Genomic DNA, 20,722 nt, shown 5'->3' with positions numbered 1-20,722 from the left:
CGGCAGGGTGGGACGCGCGGTGTGCCGGGAAGTCTGGTCGGCGTCCCAGGGGCTCGTATGCCCTCAAGCCGATCCCCGGAGGTACTCCCCGATGGCTGCCGCGCCCCGCGAGCGTTCCCCCTTCCTCGGACTCCTGCCCCTGCCGGAACGCAATGCGGTGGTCCAGGCCCTCAGGACGGAGACCGTCGGCGGACTGGTCCTCCTGGCTGCCGCCGTGGTCGCGCTGTTGTGGGTCAACAGCCCATGGGGCGATACCTACGAGCGAATACGTGACTTCCACTTCGGCATACCCGCCCTCGGCCTCGACCTCTCGGTAGGGCACTGGACCGCCGACGGGCTACTGACCGTCTTCTTCCTCGTCGCCGGCATCGAGCTCAAGCGAGAACTGGTCGTCGGCGAACTGCGTACCCCCGCGACGGCCGCCCTCCCGGTCATCGCCGCGGTCTCCGGCATGGTCGTCCCTGCCGCCTTCTACACCATCACCGCCTGGGCAGGCGGCGGGAACCTGAACGGCTGGGCCGTACCGATGGCCACCGACATCGCCTTCGCCCTCGCCGTCCTCGCCGTACTCAGCAGTCATCTGCCGGCCGCGCTGCGCGCCTTCTTGCTCACCCTCGCGGTCGTCGACGACCTCGGTGGGATCCTGGTCATCGCGGTGTTCTTCACCAGCAGCCTGAACTTCGCGGCGCTGGGCGGCGCTTTCGCCGGACTCGTGGTCTTCTACGCGCTCCAGCGGTTCCGGGTGCGGGGCTGGTGGTGGTACGTCCCGCTCGGTATGGCGATCTGGGCGCTGATGTACCACGGCGGCGTCCACGCCACCGTGGCGGGCGTGGCCATGGGCCTGATCCTGCGCACCACCCGCGACAAGGGCGAGAACGCCTCCCCCGCCGAACGCACCTCCCACCGGCTCCACCCGGTGTCCGCCGGTATCGCGGTGCCTCTGTTCGCGCTCTTCGCCTCCGGCGTCAGCGTGACGGCCGCGTCTCTCGGGGCCGTCCTCACTGAACCGGAGCCGCTTGGGGTTCTCCTGGGTCTGGTCGCCGGCAAGGCCCTCGGCATCTTCGCCGGCACCTACCTCGCTGCCCGCTTCACCCGAGCCCGCCTCAACCCGGACCTCGCCTGGGCCGACGTCTTCGCCCTGGCCGTACTCGCCGGGATCGGCTTCACCGTCGCCCTGCTCATCGGCGAACTGGCCTTCCCCGACCCGGCCGCGGCCGAGCACGTCAAGGCGGCCGTCCTGGTGGGCTCCCTCATCGCCGCCGGCCTCGCCGCCCTCCTGGTCAAGCGCCGAAACGCGATCTACCGGCGCCTGTACGAGGAGGAGGAGCGCGACGACGACCACGACGGCATCCCCGACATCTACCAGCGAGCCGGTTCCCCGGATCAGTGACCGGAAAGCGCGGTAGCGCGCGCCGTGAGCGGGTCTTCGTCACCAACTCCCGAGCGCCGGCGGCGTGCGGGGGCGGCGTGCGGGGGGGAGGGGGGCGGCGCTCCTCCTCGGCATCGTGGGACGTCACCCCATGGAGTATCCCGCTGATCGCTCGTTTCACCGGCGCGGCTCGTCGCCTGTCGAGTGCGGTGGATCGTCACCGCCGCCGCCTGCTTCAGAACGTTCGGCGCGCTCTGGGACGGGGCCCTGCTCCGCGTTGCCTTGCTGGTAGATGTCGGGGGTACCGTCCGCGTTCTGGTCGGCGGTCTCTGCCTCGTACATGCGGCGGTATGTGTTGTTCCGCAGTCTCAGCAGCAGGCACGCCACGATGGCGGACGTCAGCGAACCGAGGAGGACTCCGGCCTTGATGGGCTCGAGTTGGGCCGGGTCGGGGTAGGCGAGTTCGCCGATCAGCAGGGAGACGGTGAAGCCGATGCCGGCCAGCATGGCCACGGCCACGACATCGGCCCAGACCAGGTCCGCGCTGAGTCGGGCTCGGGTGAAGCGCACGGCGAGGTAGGAGCCGCCGGCGACACCCAGGAGCTTGCCGACGGCCAGGCCGAGCGCCACGCCCAAGGGCTCCGGATTTCCGGCGACCTCACCCCAGGTGTCGCCGGAGATGCTCACTCCGGCCGCGAACAGCGCGAACAGCGGGACCGCGACTCCCGCGGAGACGGGGCGGACCAGGTGGGCGATCCGCTCAGCCGGGCGTCTGCCGCTCTCGCCGTCCTTCGCCACGCGCAGCAGCAGCCCCATGGCGACCCCGGCAACCGTCGCGTGGACACCACTGGCGTGCGTCAGTCCCCATATCACCAGCGCCAAGGGCAGGTACCAGTACCAGCCATGCACCTGCCGCCGGTCGTGCAGGTGGAAGAACAACGCGAGGCCCAGTACGGCGCCGATGAGGGCGGGAAGGTAGATCGTCGAGGTGTAGAAGACGGCGATGACGATGATGGCCCCGAGGTCGTCGACGACCGCGAGGGTGAGCAGAAAGGCGCGCAGGGCGGACGGCAGATGCGTGCTGATCACCGCGAGCACGCCCAGTGCGAAGGCGATGTCGGTGGCCATGGGAACGGCCCAGCCGTTCCACGTCCCGCCCAGGGAGGTGGCGACGAGCCCGTACACGAGTGCCGGTACGAGCATGCCACTGGCGGCCGCGACCACGGGCAGGAGCGCGGTGCCCGGGTGACGCAGTTCGCCGATCACCAGCTCGCGCTTGAGTTCGGCGCCGGCGACGAAGAAGAAGATGGTCAGCAGTCCGTCGGACGTCCAGTGGGCCACGGAGAGATGGAGGCCCAGTGCCTCGATGCCGAAGCGGAAGTTCCGGACCGATTCGTACGCGCTGCTCAGGGGCGTGTTCGCCCATACAAGCGCGATGGCTGCCGCGGCGAGCAGGACCATGCCGCCGACGGTCTCCGTGCGCAGAGCGTCTGCCACGAAGGTGCGCTCCGGCAGCGGGAGCCGCCCGAGGAAGGTGCGGGCCTTGTGGTTGCTCCGGGGCATATGGGCGGTCTCTCGGCGGTCAAGGGGCCTACGGAAGACGGTTCGGGCCGGGGAATTGCCGACACTAGGGAGGCGCGCGTTCGGGGCGGCCGGCATGCGGCTCGTTGATCAGGGCCGTGGGCACCGGATGCGCCGGATACGCCGGAGCCCGTACGAGCACAGCTGACATTGCGTCACTGACGGACGGTCCCTCGAACGGCCGCCTGGAGGCGTCGGGCACGAGCGTCGGCACACCGTCCCGCCTCCGTCGGGAACGAGCGGGATGCTCGGCACCGGCGGTGCTCGTGCGCCGATGCCTCACCGGTGGACCCGGCAGGACGCGGCGCTGGATCTGTACGGAGCGGGCCGGAGTGACGCCGTTCGGCGGGCCCTTGTTGTCGTCGGGGGGCGCCTGCCGGGTGAAGACCGCCGTGAGGATCATCCCCAGCACCGCCACGACGGCGAACACGATGGCCACTTTCCATTGCCAATCGTGCGGTGACTTGTCGTCGCTGCGGTCACCCACATCGTTCTCGGGGAATTGACGGTTGAGGGCGTCCATCACCGATGCCAGCTCGGGGTCATCCCGGGCGAGGTGTCGCTCCATCTCCGCGAGGATGTGCCGGTCGTCCATCGACGGGTTCATACCGACCACCTCATCCTGATGCCTGCACTGGCCGGGGAGCGCCGTGACCGGAGTCAGGCGGGCGAAGCATGTCGACAAGGCGCAGCACCTCCATGGGCAGCGGGAAAATCAGTGTGGAGTTCCGCTCCGAGGAAACCTCCGCCATGGTGGAGAGGATCCGCAGGTGCATGGCGGCCGGGTGCCCCTCGAGCCGTTCCGCGGCGTGCGCGAGCGTCTCCGCGGCCTCGAATTCGCCCTTCGCGTGAATGACCTTGGCACGCCGGTCGCGCTCCGCCTCGGCCTGCCGGGCCATGGCGCGGCGCATGGCTTCCGGCAGCTCGACGTCCTTCACCTCGACGAGGGTGACCTTGACGCCCCAGGGGTTGGTCACGTCGTCGATGATCTGCTGCAGCCGCTGGTTGATCTCGTCGCGGTTGACCAGCAGTTCGTCCAGATCCACCTGCCCGAGGATGCTGCGCAGCGTGGTCTGGGCTATCTGCGAGGTGCCCTTGATGTGGTCCTCGATCGACAGCACGGAGCGGTTCGGGTCGACGACGTTGAAGTACGTGACGGCGTTGACCCGTACCGTGACGTTGTCCTTGGTGATGACGTCCTGCGGGGGAATGTCCATCGTCACGGTCCGGAGCGAGACGCGCACCATACGGTCCACCACGGGAATGATGACGAACAGCCCGGGCCCCTTGGCACCGATGATCCGTCCGAGGCGGAAGATCACACCGCGCTCGTACTCGGGCACCACCTTCACCGCGGCCATCAGCAGCAGGAGCAGCACGCCTGCGCCAAGGATGATGCCGATCAGCCCTGCGTTCATGATCCACCCTCCTCTTCCGGGTACCGGCCCTCCTCCGGGTCGGCGCCTTCGACGATCAGGTCCAGTCCTTCGAGGTCCACGACGCGGACGCGCTTTCCTGCCGCGATCGGGGCATCCCGGCCGCGGACGGTCCACCAGGCGCCTTCGAGCAGCACCTGGCCCGTGCCCGTGCGGGCATCGGCGCGGCGCACCACGGCCTCACGGCCCAGCAGTCCCTCGTGCCCGGTCGTGGCGGGCGCCCGACGGGCACGCCACGCCAGCCGGCCCGCCAGCAGCGCGCCGCCTCCCACCACCACGGCGGTGGGCCACAGCACGGCGGGGTCCACGCCCAGCTCGCCCCGGAACAGCAGCACCCCCGCGAACACCAGCGACACGGTCCCCCCGGCGGCGAAGATCCCTACCCCCGGCGTGATCACCTCCGCGACGAACAGAGCGGCGGCCAGTCCAAGGAGCAGCAGACCACCGGCATTGAACGGCAACACGCTCAGCGCGACGAAGCCGAGGACCAGGAGGATCGCCCCCGTGACGCCTCCGAGGCCCATACCGGGGCTGGCCAGCTCGTAGATCACGGCCAGCGTGCCGATCGACAGGAACAGGAACGCCAGCTCCGGGCTGGCCAGCATCTGCCGCAGCTCACCGAAGAAACCGAGGTCGTGCTGCGCCACCTGCGCGCCGGCCGTGCGCATGACCACCTCCCGCTCGGCATCCGCCGGGCCCACGACGACCCGGCGGCCGTCCAGCTCCGTGAGCAGGGTGTCCCGGGACGGCGCCACCACATCGACCACGTCCGTGCGTACGGCCTCCTGGTCGGACACCGCCGTGCCCTTGCGCACCATGTCCTCGGCGAACCGCGCACTGCGCCCGCGCTGCTCGGCGATCGACACGGCGAACGCGGCCGCGTCGCTGACGACCTTGTCGCTCGCCTCCTCGCCCTGTCCGGTCACCGGCGTCCCGGCCCCGATGTGGGTGCCGGGTGCCATGGCGGCGATGTGCGCGGCCATGGTGATGTAGGCGCCCGCCGACGCGGCGCGGGCTCCGGGCGGCGCGACGTGGACGACGACGGGGACCTCCGAGGCGAGGAAGTCCTGGACGATCTCCCTGGTGGACTGCAGCAACCCGCCGGGCGTATCCATCTCGATCACATACGCCTCGTGCCGTTCCCGCTCGGCGGTGCGCAGCCCCTCCGTGAGGTGATCGGCGACGACGGGGGTGATGGTGCCGTCGACGCGCGTGACCAGCACGGTCGGTGTCGCCTGCGCCTGCGCCGCGCTGATCGCCGGTGCGGCGAAAAGGCAGGCCAAAGCGAGCAGGAGGACGTCGGCCAGCCTCCGCATCGCCAGGGAGCGGCTCCGGAGCACGGCACGGTACCCCCTTATGTCCGAGGCTCGGACCTCGCAGGGTGTGTTGTCCTCACGGACTACCCCTGCCTTTCGGCAGGACGCCTGCCGAGGGCGTCCACGGACGGCCGTTTCATACCGTCGTGGTTTGCCGACCTCCGGCAAACTGGAACCATGCCGACGGGCAAGCGAGGCGACGCAGCGCAGGCAGCCGCAGGAGCAGCCGCAGCGGGATGCGACCTGTCCACTGTCGGTGCACTGGACCGTTACGCGGAGCAACTCGCCGCGATCTCCCAGAGCAACCGACGGCTGGGCGACGCGGACCTCGCACGCCTCAGGGACCTGGCGGCCGCCGCGGCGGCCCGTGGCACCCCCCTACGGACGCTCATCAGCGCCTACCTCTCCTCCGTCCGCCGCATGTGGGCGGACCTGCCCGGTACGAGACCTGCCCGGGACCTGGAGGCCCTGGAACAGGCGTTCTCCACTCTCCTGTGGGCTGTCGGCGATACGACGGTGGCCCTGACCGAGGGATACGAGACCGCTCACAGGGCGGCCATCCGCGGGGAGGAGGCGACACGGCGCGAATTCGTCGACGACCTCCTCGAGGGCCGTACCGGTCTCGGCCGACTCGCCGAAAGGGCGGAGCGATTCGGGCTCCGCCTGCTGGGCCCCCACCTGGTCGCCGTCGCGCGCGCTCGGGATGCCTTCGGGGCGGGAGACGCAGCGACCCGTTACATCGAAGAGGCGCTGGTAGCCAGGTTCAGCGCCCGAGATGTGCTGATCACTACCAAGGACGGCCTGCTGGTGTGCGTGTCGCCTGGTGCGATGCCAGAGCTGCCCACCCTGCTCTCGGTCAACGTGCGCAACGCGGTGGGTGAGCAGTACCGGATCGCCGTCAGCCGGCCCAGGCCCGGGCCCAGCGGCATTGTCCGCTCCTACCAGGAGGCGCGCAGCACCCTCGATCTCGCCGACGTGCTCGGCTTGAGCCACGGGGTCGTGGACGCCTCGGACATCCTGGTCTTCCAAGTGCTCGGCAGGGACCGCGCAGCCATCACCGACCTGGTCGCCACCGTGCTCGGCGGTCTGGAAGGAGCCCGCGGCGGCCCCAGGCCCCTACTGGAAACGCTGGACGCCTACTTCGCGAGTGGCTGCCTGAATACCACCACGGCGCGGCTGCTGGGCCTGAGCGTACGAGCCGTCAGCTACCGGCTCGGTCGTATCCGGCAGCTCACAGGCTACGACCCGACCCATCCTGAGCAGCGATACGTACTGCAGACCGCCGCGCTCGGCGCCCGGCTCCTCGACTGGCCTGCGCGTCCACTCCAGCCGGCCGACTGACCGCGTCCCGCTCACTGCCGCGAAAGGTCACCGGTGGACGACCTCCGTCGCGGCGAAGAGCACGACGCCCAGCGGTAGCGCCCAGTCGGCGAACGCCGCGCCCTTGACCGCACGGCCGGCATGGGCCCGAGGTCGCAGGTCGGCGTGGCACGAGAGCACGGTCAAGGTGTCCGCCGCTTGTATGCCGGAGCTCGAGCGGCGGAATCGACGGCTCGCCCACAGGGGCAAGAAGGAGCCCGCCATGGTCTCCGTATCCGGACCGACGAACTCGAGGAATCCGTCACGGCGTAGCTCGACGCGACCGATCACCGACCACGGCAGGAATCGCACCGCCCAGAACCTGCGGATGTGTACGCCGTCCCGGTCGGCAGTGACTCGCCACATTCCCAGGCGGCAACACACCCAGGCAGCGACGACCGAGGTCCACGCGGCGAAGAACAACGTACCGGGCTGCGGGTCGGCCAGGACGCCGCCGGCCGGGCGGTCTGCGAACGCGACGAACAGAACACACCACCCCACCGCGGCAACCCGGCCGGGCCCGCCCGCACGCCAGACGAGCGGCTCGGAAGGCGCTCGCATGCCGGCCGCCACGTCCGCGATCCGCAACCGCCGGTCCTGCCGCTGTCGGCGCCGCGCGCTGCGCCGGTCCACAGCCGTCATCGCCGCCCCCCTCCCAAGAGCCGCAGCAGCGCCGCCACGAGCAGCAGGAGCACACCCACGCCCAGCAGGGGCAAGCCAGGCCCCGGCAACACGTACATCACAGCCCCGGCCCCGACGAACGCGGCACCACTGCCCAGCAGCCACCGCGGGGCGGGAATCCTCGACCGCCCGTTCATGACGCACTTCCCCGGCTGTCGGACATGGCGGCCGGCCGGCTCGCGGACGCGATGGGTGCGGCACGCTCGGCCTCGCGGTGGTTGAAGCGCTCACAGAGCGTCGCCCCGAGGATGAGCCCGTGTCCCAGGAAGACGGCCATGGGTACCAGGGCCATGCGCATGAGGTCCGCGGCCTCGGGGTGCATCCGGGAGACAGTCGTGACGGGCGGAACCATCAGCGCGACGTACAGAACGAACGCCGCGATCCCCTTCACCTTGAGCCCGCCGGGCGTCGACTGCCGCCGCATCCACCGCGGCACACGGCCGGCCAGCAGCGCCACGCCCAGAGGCAGCATGATGGCCGACGAGACGCCCATCCACAGCCATGGGAACATGAGCATGTCTCCTCCGACGGAACCGCGCTCAGCGCTGCCGGGCGACAGTGCCGTTGTCGTTGTTGTCCGCCTGCTCGGCCGACGATCGCTGCTGGCTCTCCGGAATCCCGGCGAGGTCATCGACGTGGAAGAGCCTCGCAATGGGTACGTCGGTGCTGCTGTGGGCGATGATCGAGAAGGCGATGCACACCGCGATCAGGGTGTACGCCTGCTCTCCCTGCGGGATCCCCGCCTGCAGCACGAGCAGCCCGTACACCACCGACGCGAACCCCTTGGGCCCGAACCAGGCGGCGACAAGCCGCTCACGGCGGTCGAACCGCGTGCCGACGAGCGACAGCAGGAGCGATGCCGGCCGGATGAGCACGATCGCCAGAACCACCGCGACATACCCGCCGAAGGACAGGTCGCCGAAGAGCTGCGGCGTCAGCAGCGCGCCGAAAACCAGCAGGGCGGCGAACTTCGCCAGTTCCGCCAGCGCCTCGCCGAGGGGCTCGAAGGCCGTCTTGGCCTCCGGCGACACGGCGACGATCACCGCGCCCGCCGAGAACGCCGCCAGGTAGGGGTTGGCGTGGGTCAGGTGGCACAGGGCGTACAGGATGATCCCGGTGGCCAGCGGCAGCAGCGGCTGCAGCTTCGGCTCCGCGCCCAGCAGGCGGAAGCGTACGAGCCCGTTGACGAGCAGCGGCAGCAGGACACCGAAGGCGAGCCCCAGTCCCAGCTCCAGGCCGATCTTCCCGAAGGACGCCTCGGCGTGGCCACTGCTCGGGCCGGCGGCGGCGATGAGGATCAGGACGACCGGGAGTGCCAGCCCGTCGTTGATGCCGCTCTCCACGTTCAGCAGCTGCCGCAGCTTCGCGGGCACCTCCTTGCGGCTCACGATCGCGGAGGCGAACACCGGGTCCGTAGGCGCCAGAACGGCGCCGACGAGGAAGGACGTCGTCCAGTCCAAGCCCACCAGGTAGTGGGTCACCAACGCCATACCGACGAAGGCAAGCGGCATCCCGAGGCCCAGGGCACGGGCCGGGTTCTTCCAGTTGGCACGCAGCTTGGGGAACGACACGTGCATGCCGTCGGTGAACAGCACGGCGAACAGCGCGAGATCGGCGGTCACCGCGACGATCTCGCTGTCCGGCGTGATGTGAATCAGCCCCAGGAACCCATCGCTGACGAGCGCGCCGCCGACGAGGAAGAGGAAGGACGTGGACAGCACCGTCCGAGCCGCGAGGCCGGAAAGCAGCACCGCGACGAGCAGAGCGGCACCGAAGACGGCTACAAGCACCATGCGAAACTCCCGATCAGCAAAGACAACTGTTCCTTGTTCGCCGACCAGGCTTCCCGGCACTCCGCAACGGACTTTACACGGCCCTTACGCGTTCCTGACAGGTGCCTGACGGGCACACCCGACGCGGCCACGCTGCCGGTACCCGGCAACGACCACGCCTACGGCGTCGTCGGACGCCCCAACCGAACCGAGCGCGCGGTGAGATCCAGCGTGGATAACCTCTCCGGCGCGAACAGTTGCTTCATAAACGGAAGTGCCACATCCTGTCGATCGCAGTGGGCAAGCACTCCGCCGACAGGCCGGCTTGCGCTGTCCCTCACTGGTCATCGCGTGCCTCGCCCAGCGCCGACTACCCGTGTTCAGACACGCACTGTCGCTCCTCGGTGCAGACTTCGCCGCCCCGCCCGCTGTGTCGGTACCGGGGGGCTACCTTCGCCCGTGACATTGGGGTGCGCGGTACGTGAAGACCGGTTACTTCGCACGCAGGCAGATCAGGTGAAGGGGTGGGGTCGCGTCGCTGAAGCAGGACCGTACGAAGCCGTTCAGCATGCTGGGCATCACCTGGACGGACCCGGCCGTGACGGTCGGTGGCACGGTCGAGGTCCGCGCCCGTAACGCCGCAACCGGGCGGTGGTCGCCGTGGCTGAAGCTGGAAGGCGACAGCGGCCAGGGCGAGAAGGGAGCCGCTCGGGGTGGCACGGAACCGGCCTGGGCCGGACCGTCCGACGGGGTCGAGGCGCGGGTCAACGCCCACACCGACGGCGACGGTCCCGCCCGCCCCGCCGTCCACTGTCCCGCAGCCGCCCATCACTTCCCGCGCCGGCTGGGGAGCGGACGAGTCGATCAGCCCGGAGGAACCCGGATATCTGCCCGGCGGCAGGATCAAGGCGGTCGTGGTCCACCACACCGCCGAGTCCAACACCTACACCTGCGAGCAGGCCCCGGCAGTGGTGCGCGGCATCCACGCGTACCACGTCAAGCAGCTCGGCTGGAAAGACATCGGTTACAACTTCATCGTCGACAAGTGCGGCACCGTCTACGAGGGCCGCAAGGGCGGCGTGGACCAGCCCGTGCAGGGCGCGCACGCCTACGGCTTCAACGCCGAGACCACCGGCGTCTCCGTGCTCGGCACCTACACCGACGTCGCCCCCTCGCAGGCCGCGATGACCTCGGTCGCCCGGATCGCCGCCTGGAAGCTCGGCCAGTACGGCGTGGACCCGGCCGGCACCACCACCCTCACCGCCGGCGACTCCGGACGCAACTACTCCGGCAAGACCTGGGCCAAGGGCGCCCAGTTGCCCTCCCCCACGATCCACGGTCACCGTGACGGCTACAACACCCAGTGCCCCGGCAACACCTTCTACAACCAGCTGGGCACCATCCGCTCCTGGGCCGCCGGACCCGTCACCGGATTGGCGATGACGTCGGTCACCGGCGCGGGACTCGCGGGGTCGACGTACTACACCAAGGCCGCCGTCACCGTGAACTGGAAGGCCGCCAACACCCGCTTCGCTGATCACGCGGTACGAACTCGTCGTCGACGGCAGACCGTCGCCACCACGGCGGCCACCGCCAACTCCGCCAAGACGACCCTCACGGCCGGCACCCACAAGGTCGCCGTACGCGCCGTCCACCAGTCCGGAAGGACCGCCACCACCACGGCGGCCACCGTGATCGCCGATACCACCGCACCCACCTTCACCACCAAGCCCGCCCTCGCCCTGCGCACCGGGACCGTGAACACCACAGCCGTCCCCCTCACCCTGAGCTGGAAGGCCACCGACAGCGCGGCGCTGAAGGACGTACGCCTCACCACCCCCGTGGCCCGGACGTACGGGCCCACCCTCTACAGCGCCGCCCGCACCGTCAAAGCAGGCGTGGCCACCTCGTGGTCCATGACCGCCTACGACCAGGTAGTGGGCACCTCGGGCCGCCCGGCCGTCACCACCGACGGCCTCGCCTACCTCAAATAGCGCCGCTCGGCCCCGCCGCTGCGTGCCCGGGTCCGGGCGCGCAGCGGTCGTCATTTCTTCACTTCTCAGGTTTGTACAGACGTAGGTCTTTGTTGACGAAGAGCTGAACGTGTCCACAGGACCAGCAGATCAGGCCGGTCGCTGACTCGTTGGCCCAGGCGAGGTTGAGAAACTCCATGCCGGAGCTGTTGAGCAGCACCTGCCGCTCCCGGAAGGTGTGGCTTCCGCAGCTCAGGCACTCAATCCAACGGTCTCCGATCGCCGCGTGGACAGGTTTGGCCACGGAAATCGCCTTCCCTTCGTCAGTGGTGTGACCACCGATCGGACGCGGCCTCTGCCGTACCTCGGCGCCGGTGGCACGGAACACTTCCCTTGTGCGGCATTCTGCTGTGCAGACATCAGCCGCGTCGTTGCCATCCTCCGGCAGTCTTGAGAGCTCCAGGATGCCGAACATCGCCTCTCGGCTTCAGTTTTGACTTGCCGGAGGTGGAGCAACCTCCACACCGTTCGGCTGAGGGCCACCATGAAGCCATGGATGGCCACCCGCACGGGGGGTGCCATCGTCGCTACAGGCGGCGGCTACATGGACGGTGGCCGTGATGGCTGCTCTCTGTCCGGCATTCGTGATCGATATAAGCCCTGGTCAGTGAACTACACCCACCACGACCGCACTTACACGTCCATGCACATGGCTCTGGCCATCGACCTGGTCGCGAAGCTGTCGGAGGCGAAGGCGCTGCACCGCCTCGGAGACCCGGAGTGGCTCAGCGCAGTGGTCTCCCGGCTGGCGCCAACGCCGCGGTGGACGCCCCTCCCGGTCCGCCGGGTGAGTGAAATCATCGAGCCGCTCGGTACCTGAGCTTGTTCCTTGCCTACCAAGATCGTCCTGGCTTGCCGATGGCCTTGAGGGACTCGGGGCGTTTGACCGTCTTATCGACGCCGTAGCCGGGTGCCCAGTGTTTGTTCTTCGCGCCGGGTGGCCGCGGTCACCGTCGCCTCGATTCGCCTCTGGCTGCGCACGTGATGTTCGCTCCCCCCTACTCCAGCATGCGTTCCGCGTCATCCGGAACCCAAGAGAAGGGGACATCGGGCCATCGCGCGGCAGCCCACGCGTCGAGATTGACGGCCAGAACGGCATCGATGAAGACCTGCGGCGGCCGGTAGCCGTGGGCGGTGATGTAGTGGGTGATCAAGGACGGAGCGGCATAGGCGATGCCGGACTTGCCCGGGATACGCACCTCCCCGTTTCCTTCCGGAGCGACTTCCTCAGGACACAGCTCACACTCGTGCACCCCGAGGCACACGTTCATCCTCTGGACCTCTTGAACGGCCTTCAGCTTCTCCACGAACACCGTGGGGACCGTTCCTGTCGAGTACGGTTTCCCGGCCTCCAGCCAGCCGACGCTCACGCGGGAGTACGCAGGGCGGTACCAGAGTGCGTAGAAGCCCGACTCCCTGTCCGTGAACGCATCCTCGTCCTGGTAGTCGTACTCACTGAGATCTTGGTAGAACACCCGCACATCATCGCCGCACCGCCTCGGTGACGCCCCTGCGATTCCACGACCCATCGGACACGGCCTAGTTCGAGAACCGTTTCGGCACTGGAAGGTCGCATGGGGCTCGCTACGCAGGTGCAGTCGATGAATTCGGGCGGCGACAGGAGTCTGATGGAGGACACCCGATCCCTGGAGGCTGCACTATGGCTGAACCACACGTTCCGGAAACCCGGAAAGCTCTGGAAAGGGCGATTCGCGTCGAGCGGTCCGCGCTCGCTCAAGACCTCACCGGGCTCAGCAAGGCCCAGTGGGCGAAAGCATCACTGTGTGAACGCTGGACCGTGGAGGAGGTCGTAGCCCATCTGACGGCAGGTGCCAGCACGGGGATGTGGCGCTGGCTGACGAGCATGCTGGCCGCTCGGTTCGACCCCGATCTGCACAACGACCGGCGACTCGCAAAGCACCGTGGTGCTACACCTGAAGAGACCTTGCGGCGATTTCGCGAAGTTGTCGCCGGGCCTGCCGGGCCGACAGGACATGCTGCGGCCTGGCTGGGCGAAATAGTCGTCCACAGCGAGGACATCCGTCGGCCATTGGGTCTTGTGCGGACACCCCCGGTGGCCACGACGACCGCCGTGGCCCGGTTCTTCGCCGGCCGCGATTTCACCGTCGCGAGCAACACTGCAATCGCGGGCTTGCGGATCGAGGCCACAGACGGACCGTTCATCACCGGCTCGGGGGACCTGCTCCGGGGGCCGACCCTCTCCCTGGTGATGGGGATGGCAGGCCGCGCAGCGGCCTGCGAGGACCTTGAGGGGGACGGTGCGGCAGTCCTGCGCGCCCGACTGCGCTCAGGTGGAAGAACAAGCTCCGTACCTGTTTCTGATCCCGAGTCGGTGTCGGACATGACTTCATAGTCGTGAGGCCAAGCGAAGTCCGTGGAATACGGCCGCCCGTAGGGTTGGGGCTCAGGGGCCGCTGCTGGGGACGGAGCAGCGTGTCGTCTGGGACAGTGCTGGGATGACCGCCATCTATCGGAATGCTGCTGCTCATCGGGATGTCGAGAGGTGGTGCACTGATCGGCTCGCACGATGGTCGGTGTCCCACCGGACCATGGCACTGCCCACATGCGCTGGCCGAACCCATGTCATCGCCACGGGCGAGGTTGCCGGTCCCCAGCAGCTCGCACCCCGTGTGGTGGTGGTTCCCGGCACCAACTTCAACGCTGCCACCAGCCTTCCGCTGGTCACCGCGCTGGCGGCACGCTGGCCCACCTATGTCGTAGATGTGCCCGGACAGCCGGGTCTCAGCTCCGCCGAGCGTCCCGGGCGACATCGGCTGGTCTGGTACGGGCAGTGGCTCCAAGAGGTGCTGGACGAGATCAGCCCAGGGCCGACCGTCGTGGTGGGCCATTCACTTGGCGGCGGCATAGCGCTGGCCTGCGATGTCCCGCAGCTCACCGGGCGCGTACTTGTCTCGCCTGCGGGGCTGACCCGGCTCAAGGTCACCGGTCGGGTTCTGGCGGCCACCCTGCCCTGGCTCGCCCGCCCCACCGAGGCCCGCAGTGCGACACTGCTGCGGCAGCTGCACGGGGCCGGCCGGCAACCGTCGGCCGAACTCGTCGCGTGGATGAACCTCCTGGCCCGATCCTGCCGCTCCAGTCTGGCGCCCGCGCCCCTCCCTGAGGTGACACTCGCCCGGTCCCGGCGAGTGGCGAACGTGGTGGCGACCGGCGAGCACGATGTCTTCCTGCCCCCGTCCCGGCTCGCTTCGCCCGCTTCTCGCCACCTCGGCGTCGGTGTGAAAACCGTGCCCGATGCCGGGCACCTCGTGGTCGAGGAACACCCAGAGATGATCGTCATGCTGGTGGCAGCGTTGATGAACGGGAACACCAACGGCGGGCTGTGAGTACGCGGGACCGGGCCTGCGTCCGCTGCGCGATCCGGATGCCACCGACGAGGAAATGACACTCGGTGATGGGTCGTCAGCGGCGCAGGGCGATGACGACCCCTCTCACCGGGCTCGAAGCTGGCGGCGAATCAAGCCACCCAAGTGAGGTGTTGAGTACCGCAGAGGCGCAGGTCAGCCCTGCAAGGTTTCACCTGGGAGAGGTTGCTCCGAGGTGGCGGCGAGCGTTGTCGGAGTAAGTTGGCAAGATCGCGGCTATGAACAGCACTCCGACCACTCCACCGCGGCCGTTCGACATCACCGCGGTCTTCCCTCAGCTGGCGCCGCTGGCGCGCACGGCGACTCGGTTGCATCCCGCCCCGGGTCTCCGTCACCGCGGGACAGTGCCATGGGCGGGCCGCTGCTATGGCCCGCCGACGAGCCGTGGCCGCACTGCGACGGACCTCATCTGGTGGACGGAATGAAGGAGGCTCAATCCCCAGCGGACGTGAGGCCAGAATGGCAGATCCTGCAGCCTCGCGCGGCAGAGGCCTGATCCCGCAGGAGCGAGAGGCCCTGGAGCGAATCCGCCCTCCTCGGAAGTTTCCGCTGATGGTGGCCATCGCACCGTAAGACTGGGGCGACGGTCCCGCCGGGGTCGGGGCGTACGACGAGACCTTCGCCACGACCCCCGGCATGGCACCGGCGAGGGCACCGGTGCGCGTCGAGCCCGGTGAGCGCAGCCCCGTCTCGTAACCGGTGCGTGCCGAGCCGGTCTCGGCGGCCGCGGCGGGCCGGGCGGAAGGCTGTCGTCTCACCTACCGCTCGGCCCACCGGGTGTACGTCCAGGACCTGGCGTCCCGCTGCTTCCTCGGCCCCGCGGACGGCTGAGGAGCGGCTGGGCCCCTCGTCACAGCGGGCGCAGCACCTCCAGACCGATCGCGGGCGCGGCCTTGTCGAGGTCGGCCAGGCACCCTTCGCGGGTGTCGCCGACGACGGTGACCAGGGCGTAGCGGCCGGCGACATGGCCGTGCGGCGGGAGCCGCAGCTCCTGGCCGGGGAGGGCGACCGCGAGGGCGGAGTCCACCCCGGCGGGAAGCGCCGCGTGGTCGATGGACACGTGGCGGGCGATGCAGTCCGCCTCCGGGTAGTGGAAGCGGACGGCGGCCACGCGGTGCCGGTCGGGGCGGATGCCGGGCTCGTCGCCGCAGGCCACACGGGCGGCGACCAGCGCGGCGTCGACACCGAGGGCGAGCCGGCCGATGTCCGGGATGCGGTCGCCGCCGATCCGGGCGTTGATCTCCACGACCTTGGGGCCGGCGGCGGTCAGCCGCAGTTCGGTGTGGGTCCAGCCGGTGGTGAAGCCGACGGCCCGGTGGGCACCGGTGACCACGTCCCGGACGCGCGGGTCGTCCATCAGCGGGTCGCGGCCGTCGACGAGGTGGCCGACCTCCTCGAAGTACGGCGGGTACCCGCAGTCCTTGCGGGCCACGAAGGCCGGCGACATGCGGCCCTCGTACCAGGCGGCGTCGATGCTGATCTCGGGGCCGTCGAGGTACTCCTCGACCAGGACGTCCCCGGGGGCCACTTCCACCGCGCCGGGTGCGGTCGCCGCGCGGGCCAGCCGGAACCGGCCGGCCAGCAGGTGGGCGGCCTCCACCTTCACCACGCCCGTACTGGCGTTCAGCGCCCGGGGCTTGAGGACCAGCGGGTAGCCGACCCGGGCGGCGGCGGCGCGGGCCTGCGGGAGCGAGGTGACGGGCACCGACTCGGCCTGCGGCACCCCGGCGGCATGGAGCGCCTCGCGGGTGGCCCGCTTGTCGCGGCACCGCAGCACGGCCTCCGGCGGGCTGCCGGGCAGGCCCAGCAGCCGGGCCAGTTCGGCGGTCTGCACGACCCGGGTGTCGTCCCAGGTGACGACCCCGGCGCAGGCCAGGCCGCGGGCGGCGGCCGCCAGCGCGGCCGGGTCGGCGGTGTCCACGACGGTGTGCCCGGTGACGTACGGCGCCTCCCAGGTGGGCGCGCGGTCGGCGAGCAGGTGGACGTCGTACTCCCCGGCCACCGAGCGCAGCAGGTACTCGCGGTAGATCTGCGAGCCGGCGCCGACGAGGGCGAGTGTTCTTCTCATGCGCGTGCCTCCGCCCCGGCCAGGTGGGCCGCCAGGGTCCGTACCGTGCGGTGCAGGTAGAGCTGCGGCAGGGGGAAGACGGGCATCGCGGCCTCGCGGAGCGCCGCCAGCAGCCGTACGGCGAGCAGGGAGTTGCCGCCGAGGGTGAAGAAGTCGTCGTCCAGCCCGACGCGGAAGCCGAAGACCTGCTCCCACACGCCGCGCAGCCGGGTCTCCAGGTCGCCGGCCTCCTCGTCCGCCCCGTCCGGTGTGCCCCGCCCGCCGGCGAGCGGCTCCGGCAGCCGGGCGGTGTCGATCTTGCCGTTGGGGGTGAGCGGGAGGGCGGGCAGCGCGGTGACCGTCGACGGCACCATGTGCTCGGGCAGGAACCGTGCCGCGTGGCGCCGCACTTCCTCGGTGCAGGCCGCGGGCGCGGCGCCGTCCGGCCCGGCGCCGCCGTCCTCTCCGCGGAGCACCACGTAGGCGTCCAGCCGCGCGCCGGCCGCGTCGCCCGGCTTCTGCCGCAGCACCACGGCGGCCGCCGCGACGCCGGGCGCTTCCAGCAGCCGGGCCCGGATCTCGTCCAGCTCGATGCGGAAGCCGCGCAGCTTCACCTGGTTGTCGAGACGCCCCAGGTGCTCCAGCCTGCCGTCGGGCAGGAGCCGGCCACGGTCGCCGCTGCGGTACATGGGGCCGGGGGCGTGCGGGTCGGGGACGAAGCGCTGCGCGGTGAGTTCGGGCCGGTTCAGGTAATGTCCGGCCACTCCGGCCCCGCCGACGTGGATCTCGCCGGCGACGCCCGGGGGCAGCTCGCGGCCCTCGGGGTCGAGGACGTAGAGGTGCCAGCCGGGCAGCGGGTGCCCGACGGACCGCGAACCGGTCAGCGCCTCGCGGCGGGTGACGGTCTGGGCGGTGACGTGCACGGTGGTCTCGGTGATGCCGAACATGTTGACCAGCCGGCAGCGCGACGCCGGGTGCCGGTCCAGCCACGACCGCAGCGGGCGGGTGTCCAGCGGTTCGCCGCCGAAGACGACCAGGCGCACCGAGTCCGTCACCGGCTCGGCCCGGTCGGCCTCCATCAGCTGGGCGAAGGCGCTCGGGGTCTGGCTGAGGACGGTCACGCGTTCGTCGCCCAGCAGCCGGGCGAACCGCTCAGGATCCCGGGACGCCCAGTAGGGCACGACGACGAGCCGGCCACCGGTCGTCAGGCAGCCCCAGATCTCCCAGACGGAGAAGTCGAAGGCACTGGAGTGGAAGAGGGTCCACACGTCCCGGCCGCCGAGCCGGAAGTCCGCGCGGGTGGCGTCCATGAGGGCCGCCACGTTGCGGTGCGGGACGACGACGCCCTTGGGGCGGCCGGTGGAACCGGAGGTGTAGATCACGTAGGCGGCGCCGTCGGCGGACAGTGGTCCGGGCTCCGGTGCCTCTCCGTCCGGGTCCGCCGCGGCGAGGGAGCCGGGGTGGACGGTCCGCACGCCCTTCGCGGCGGGGAAGGCGTCGGACTCGGTGACGACCAGGGACAGTTCGGCGTCCTCGGTCATGTACGCGAGCCGGTCGGCCGGGTAGGCGGGGTCCATCGGGACGTACGCCGCGCCCGTCTTGAGCACCCCGAGCAGGATCACCACGAGGTCGGCCGTGCGGTCCAGGCAGACGCCCACCCGGTCCACCGGTGCGACGCCGAGCGCCCGCAGCGCGCCGGCGATCCGCTCGGCCCGCTCGTCGAGCTGACGGTAGGTCAGTTCGATGCCCTCGTAGGTGAGGGCCGTCGCGTCCGGGGTCCGTTCGGCCCAGGACCGTACGGTCTGCTCGATGCGTTCACCGGCCGCCGCGGGCGCGGCGGGGGTGCGGCCCAGGCCGCCCAGGACGGCCAGGCGGTGCCGCTGGTCGTCGTCGAAGAGCGGGACGTCGGCCAGCGGCGTCTGCGGCGGGGCGGTGGCCAGGGCCCGGTGGGCGGTGACCAGCATGCCGGTGAGCCATTCGACGGCACCGTCGCCGAAGGTGGAGCGCCGGTGGTGGCACACACCGGACAGGACGGTGGAGCCGTCGTCCGCCACGTGCACCGACAGCGGGTGGAGCGGGGCGAGGAACGGCCGGTCCGCGATGACCTCGGCCTTGAGGCCCTCGCCGGTGAGCACCTCGGCGGGCTCGGTGACGTACAGGCCGGCCGCGGGGGCGCGGGACGGCGCCGGTTCGGCGTGCCGTACCCGCTCCAGGTACTCCCCCACCGTGGCGGTGGCGTCGGCGGTGAACGTGAGGCTGTGCCCGGGGCCGACGCCCAGTTCGACGTCGGGGCCGCCGGTGCAGCGCGCCAGGACCAGGCCGAGCGCCGCCGCGGCGGTGACGGCCGCCGGTGCGTCGCCGTGGACCGGCAGGGTGAAGGGTCGGCTGCCCGCGCCGGCCGCGCCGGGTTCGCCGAGGCCCCAGTCGGGGGCGGGCGCCCGGTCGAGCCGGGCCACCTGCTCGCCGAGCCGCCCGGCGGCGTCGCGCTCCACCGTGACCGGGGCGGTGGGCCGGGCGGCCGGGTCCAGCAGGGCGCGGGCCATCTCGTACGGGTCCGCCGGCACCGCCCGGTGGGCGACGACGACGAGGTCGGCGCCCCCGTCGGCGTACCGCAGCAGGACGGCCCGCAGGCCGGGTCCCGTGGCCGGGTCGGCAGGGCGGGACAGCTCGCGTTCGCGCGCCCGGGCCGCGTCGGGGGACTCCGCCCCGTCGGGGACGTCCTCGACCCACAGGCGGGCTCCGGCGGTGCCGGTGAGCAGCGCGAGGCCGTGGCCCAGCCGCTCGGGGTCGGCGCCGGCGTGGACGCGCAGGGCGACGGCGCGGCACAGCCGCCCCGCGGCGGACGGATCGTGGAGGTGGTCGTCGGTCATCGGCTGGTGAACCCTCCGTCCACGGTGACCGTCGAACCGGTCACCTGCCGGGACTCGTCGGATGCGAGCCAGAGCGCGGCTACCGCCACGTCGTCCGGCTCGATGAGCCGGTTCATCGGCTGGGCGGCCACGAAGGTCTGCTCGTGCTCCTCGACGGGGACGTCGAGGGACCGGGCGATCTCGCTGAGCATGCGGCCCTCGGCCGCCTCGTCGTCGCGCACCGAGCCGGGGCACAGGGCGTTCACCCGGACGCCGAACGGCGCGAGGTCCAGGGCGGCGGCCTTGGTGAGGCCGACCAGCGCGTGCTTGGCGGTGACGTACCCCGCGAAGTGGCGGTAGCCGACGAGGCCGGCGGTCGAGGCGACGTTGACGATGCTGCCCGAGCGCTGCCGGGTCATGGTGCCGCCGACGGCCCGGATCATCCGCCAGGCGCCGGAGACGTCGACGTCGAGCATCAGGTCCCACTCGTCGGGCGTGATGTCGTGGACGGTCTTGCCCGAGGGGGCGGCGATCCCGGCGTTGTTGAGCAGGACGTCGATCCTGCCGAACCGGTCGAGGGCCGCCTCCACCACGGCGCGGACGTCCTCGGTGTCGCGGACGTCGGCGGGCGCGGTGACGACGGAGCCGGCGCCCTGCTCGCGGCAGAGGAGCGCGGTGTGGGCCAGCTGGTCGGCCGTGCCCAGCGGGTAGGGCACCCCGGGCAGGTCCCGGCCGATGTCGGTGAGGAGCAGGTCGGCGCCGGCCCGGGCGTACGCCACCGCGCACGCCCGGCCGATTCCGCGCGCGGCGCCGGTGACCAGGGCGGTCCTCCCGGCGAGCCGGCCGGGCAGGTGCCCGGCCGGTGCGGTCGGCAC

17 protein-coding genes and 1 pseudogene are annotated in these 20,722 nt (G+C 70.8%); 6 read left to right on the top strand and 12 right to left on the bottom strand.

Features of this window, described 5'->3' with window-relative positions:
* The first annotated feature begins 91 nt into the window (after window positions 1-91).
* Window positions 92-1,390 (top strand): Na+/H+ antiporter NhaA, encoded by a 1,299-nt coding sequence (nhaA, locus tag AMK26_RS35440; RefSeq protein WP_073760440.1) that lies wholly within the window; start codon window positions 92-94, stop codon window positions 1,388-1,390.
* Window positions 1,391-1,546: 156 nt separating this feature from the next.
* Here nhaA (AMK26_RS35440) and nhaA (AMK26_RS35435) read toward each other — a convergent pair whose 3' ends face one another.
* From nhaA (AMK26_RS35435) to AMK26_RS35420, 4 genes are all read right to left on the bottom strand, one after another.
* Entirely contained in the window at window positions 1,547-2,932 is a 1,386-nt protein-coding gene (gene nhaA, locus AMK26_RS35435) for a Na+/H+ antiporter NhaA (RefSeq protein ID WP_079278012.1), read from the bottom strand.
* Window positions 2,933-2,996: 64 nt separating this feature from the next.
* Complete coding sequence (locus AMK26_RS35430) at window positions 2,997-3,545, bottom strand: DUF3040 domain-containing protein (RefSeq protein WP_158071179.1); 549 nt, start codon at window positions 3,543-3,545, stop codon at window positions 2,997-2,999.
* A gap of 22 nt (window positions 3,546-3,567) precedes the next feature.
* Window positions 3,568-4,368, bottom strand: a complete 801-nt coding sequence (locus AMK26_RS35425) for a slipin family protein (protein ID WP_073760436.1) — start codon at window positions 4,366-4,368, stop codon at window positions 3,568-3,570.
* Window positions 4,365-5,726, bottom strand: a complete 1,362-nt coding sequence (locus AMK26_RS35420) for an NfeD family protein (protein WP_241838243.1) — start codon at window positions 5,724-5,726, stop codon at window positions 4,365-4,367. The genes AMK26_RS35425 and AMK26_RS35420 overlap by 4 nt, the downstream gene beginning before the upstream one ends.
* Window positions 5,727-5,879: 153 nt before the next feature.
* Here AMK26_RS35420 and AMK26_RS35415 point away from each other — a divergent pair, with 153 nt between their 5' ends.
* Entirely contained in the window at window positions 5,880-7,043 is a 1,164-nt protein-coding gene (locus AMK26_RS35415; protein WP_079278011.1) for a PucR family transcriptional regulator, read from the top strand.
* Between the two features lie 27 nt (window positions 7,044-7,070).
* On the opposite strand, the gene AMK26_RS35410 is transcribed toward AMK26_RS35415, so the two are convergent.
* The 3 genes from AMK26_RS35410 to AMK26_RS35395 form a co-directional block, all read right to left on the bottom strand.
* Window positions 7,071-7,694 (bottom strand): PH domain-containing protein, encoded by a 624-nt coding sequence (locus AMK26_RS35410; RefSeq protein WP_206745201.1) that lies wholly within the window; start codon window positions 7,692-7,694, stop codon window positions 7,071-7,073.
* Window positions 7,695-7,875: 181 nt separating this feature from the next.
* Window positions 7,876-8,253 (bottom strand): hypothetical protein, encoded by a 378-nt coding sequence (locus tag AMK26_RS35400; RefSeq protein WP_158071178.1) that lies wholly within the window; start codon window positions 8,251-8,253, stop codon window positions 7,876-7,878.
* Window positions 8,254-8,281: 28 nt separating this feature from the next.
* Window positions 8,282-9,535: a cation:proton antiporter gene (locus tag AMK26_RS35395; protein ID WP_073760428.1), complete on the bottom strand. Its 1,254-nt coding sequence runs from the start codon at window positions 9,533-9,535 to the stop codon at window positions 8,282-8,284.
* A 547-nt stretch (window positions 9,536-10,082) separates the two neighbouring features.
* On the opposite strand from AMK26_RS35395, the pseudogene AMK26_RS38495 reads away from it, so the two are divergent.
* Window positions 10,083-11,484, top strand: a pseudogene (locus AMK26_RS38495) (peptidoglycan recognition protein family protein); the annotation flags it as partial.
* 82 nt (window positions 11,485-11,566) lie between these two features.
* On the opposite strand, the gene AMK26_RS38290 reads toward AMK26_RS38495, so the two are convergent.
* The gene (locus AMK26_RS38290) at window positions 11,567-11,962 is read right to left on the bottom strand and encodes a hypothetical protein (protein WP_241838242.1); all 396 of its coding nucleotides are present in this window, start codon (window positions 11,960-11,962) and stop codon (window positions 11,567-11,569) included.
* An 81-nt stretch (window positions 11,963-12,043) separates the two neighbouring features.
* Between AMK26_RS38290 and AMK26_RS35380 the strand changes: the two genes are divergently transcribed.
* A complete protein-coding gene (locus AMK26_RS35380; protein WP_198944257.1) occupies window positions 12,044-12,367 on the top strand; it encodes a hypothetical protein in 324 nt (107 codons plus the stop codon).
* A 178-nt stretch (window positions 12,368-12,545) separates the two neighbouring features.
* Here AMK26_RS35380 and AMK26_RS35375 read toward each other — a convergent pair whose 3' ends face one another.
* Window positions 12,546-13,022, bottom strand: coding sequence for a DUF7919 family protein (locus AMK26_RS35375; protein ID WP_073760424.1), 477 nt, complete (start codon window positions 13,020-13,022; stop codon window positions 12,546-12,548).
* A 185-nt stretch (window positions 13,023-13,207) separates the two neighbouring features.
* On the opposite strand from AMK26_RS35375, the gene AMK26_RS35370 reads away from it, so the two are divergent.
* The gene (locus tag AMK26_RS35370; RefSeq protein WP_073760422.1) at window positions 13,208-13,921 is read left to right on the top strand and encodes a maleylpyruvate isomerase family mycothiol-dependent enzyme; all 714 of its coding nucleotides are present in this window, start codon (window positions 13,208-13,210) and stop codon (window positions 13,919-13,921) included.
* 196 nt (window positions 13,922-14,117) lie between these two features.
* The gene (locus tag AMK26_RS35365) at window positions 14,118-14,912 is read left to right on the top strand and encodes an alpha/beta fold hydrolase (RefSeq protein ID WP_241838241.1); all 795 of its coding nucleotides are present in this window, start codon (window positions 14,118-14,120) and stop codon (window positions 14,910-14,912) included.
* An 889-nt stretch (window positions 14,913-15,801) separates the two neighbouring features.
* Here AMK26_RS35365 and AMK26_RS35355 read toward each other — a convergent pair.
* The 3 genes from AMK26_RS35355 to AMK26_RS35345 are packed head-to-tail and all read right to left on the bottom strand — an operon-like array spanning window position 15,802 to window position 20,722.
* A complete protein-coding gene (locus tag AMK26_RS35355; RefSeq protein ID WP_073760418.1) occupies window positions 15,802-17,019 on the bottom strand; it encodes an ATP-grasp domain-containing protein in 1,218 nt (405 codons plus the stop codon).
* On the bottom strand, window positions 17,016-19,868 hold the full coding sequence (locus AMK26_RS35350) for an amino acid adenylation domain-containing protein (protein ID WP_079278010.1): 2,853 nt from the start codon (window positions 19,866-19,868) through the stop codon (window positions 17,016-17,018). Before AMK26_RS35350 ends, AMK26_RS35355 begins: the two co-directional genes overlap by 4 nt.
* Window positions 19,865-20,722 (bottom strand): SDR family oxidoreductase, encoded by an 858-nt coding sequence (locus tag AMK26_RS35345; protein WP_241838240.1) that lies wholly within the window; start codon window positions 20,720-20,722, stop codon window positions 19,865-19,867. The genes AMK26_RS35350 and AMK26_RS35345 overlap by 4 nt, the downstream gene beginning before the upstream one ends.

The organism is Streptomyces sp. CB03234, from assembly GCF_001905885.1.
In the GTDB taxonomy this organism is placed as follows: domain Bacteria; phylum Actinomycetota; class Actinomycetes; order Streptomycetales; family Streptomycetaceae; genus Streptomyces.
This window is presented reverse-complemented; position numbering and strand designations above follow the sequence as displayed.

Bases quoted from the DNA above. Each gene is read 5' to 3' on its own strand.
- AMK26_RS35425 (WP_073760436.1), bottom strand. From the start codon at position 4,368: ATGAACGCAGGGCTGATCGGCATCATCCTTGGCGCAGGCGTGCTGCTC.
- AMK26_RS35380 (WP_198944257.1), top strand. From the start codon at position 12,044: ATGGCCACCCGCACGGGGGGTGCCATCGTCGCTACAGGCGGCGGCTAC.
- AMK26_RS35400 (WP_158071178.1), bottom strand. From the start codon at position 8,253: ATGTTCCCATGGCTGTGGATGGGCGTCTCGTCGGCCATCATGCTGCCT.
- AMK26_RS35430 (WP_158071179.1), bottom strand. From the start codon at position 3,545: ATGGACGACCGGCACATCCTCGCGGAGATGGAGCGACACCTCGCCCGG.
- nhaA (WP_073760440.1), top strand. From the start codon at position 92: ATGGCTGCCGCGCCCCGCGAGCGTTCCCCCTTCCTCGGACTCCTGCCC.
- AMK26_RS35370 (WP_073760422.1), top strand. From the start codon at position 13,208: ATGGCTGAACCACACGTTCCGGAAACCCGGAAAGCTCTGGAAAGGGCG.
- AMK26_RS35415 (WP_079278011.1), top strand. From the start codon at position 5,880: ATGCCGACGGGCAAGCGAGGCGACGCAGCGCAGGCAGCCGCAGGAGCA.
- AMK26_RS38290 (WP_241838242.1), bottom strand. From the start codon at position 11,962: ATGTTCGGCATCCTGGAGCTCTCAAGACTGCCGGAGGATGGCAACGAC.
- AMK26_RS35395 (WP_073760428.1), bottom strand. From the start codon at position 9,535: ATGGTGCTTGTAGCCGTCTTCGGTGCCGCTCTGCTCGTCGCGGTGCTG.
- AMK26_RS35355 (WP_073760418.1), bottom strand. From the start codon at position 17,019: ATGAGAAGAACACTCGCCCTCGTCGGCGCCGGCTCGCAGATCTACCGC.
- AMK26_RS35365 (WP_241838241.1), top strand. From the start codon at position 14,118: ATGGCACTGCCCACATGCGCTGGCCGAACCCATGTCATCGCCACGGGC.
- nhaA (WP_079278012.1), bottom strand. From the start codon at position 2,932: ATGCCCCGGAGCAACCACAAGGCCCGCACCTTCCTCGGGCGGCTCCCG.
- AMK26_RS35350 (WP_079278010.1), bottom strand. From the start codon at position 19,868: ATGACCGACGACCACCTCCACGATCCGTCCGCCGCGGGGCGGCTGTGC.